At 38.2% G+C, this 587-nt stretch carries 1 protein-coding gene; it reads left to right on the plus strand.

Annotated features, from left to right (window positions below; translation table 11 throughout):
• The first annotated feature begins 217 nt into the window (after positions 1 to 217).
• The gene (locus ACFIJ7_RS09800) at positions 218 to 526 is read left to right on the plus strand and encodes a HigA family addiction module antitoxin (RefSeq protein WP_375627594.1); all 309 of its coding nucleotides are present in this window, start codon (positions 218 to 220) and stop codon (positions 524 to 526) included.
• Positions 527 to 587: the final 61 nt, after the last annotated feature.

Here is a 587-nt window from a genome sequence, read left to right on the forward strand (position 1 = left end):
AGCGCAAGTCAAATGGATAGCTGTTGTATAAGCGAGCTTGTATGATTTTTAAGTCCTTTTATCACTCTTTCAAAGCCCTTTTAAAGGGCTTTTTGAGTGACAGTGTCAGTCTTATGATCGTCTGTTGTTTCTTGTTATGGTCTCTTCATTGATTTGGAGAGCAAGATGGCAATAGAATTTAAACTTCGTATTCACTTTATTAAGAAAGGATATAGTTATGAATGACATTCCTGCACAAAGAGATAAAAACCGTTGTCCTACTCATCCAGGAGAAGTTTTGGCAGAAATTATTCCTGAAACTGGCAAAACGAATACAGAAATCGCACAGATGCTTGGTATATCACGCCAACATCTCTATGATATTCTAAATGCCGAAAAGCCTATATCTCCTTCTCTTTCGGCTTGTCTTGGCAAAATGTTTGGGAATGGAGCTGCCATATGGTTACGTATGCAAGCGAATTATGATGCGTGGCATGCTGAACGTGAAACAGATGTTAGCAAAGTTCCAACACTCCACGCTGTTTGACTTTGTGACTCAATCTCTAGAGACTTTTCCAAGTGGTTTTATTGCTTTAACTTCTTTAATT

This window comes from Bartonella sp. MR100HLJHH, from assembly GCF_042194215.1.
GTDB classification, from domain to species: Bacteria; Pseudomonadota; Alphaproteobacteria; order Rhizobiales; family Rhizobiaceae; genus Bartonella; species Bartonella grahamii.

Coding starts and splice junctions, on each gene's coding strand:
- ACFIJ7_RS09800 (WP_375627594.1), top strand. CDS start 218: ATGAATGACATTCCTGCACAAAGAGATAAAAACCGTTGTCCTACTCAT.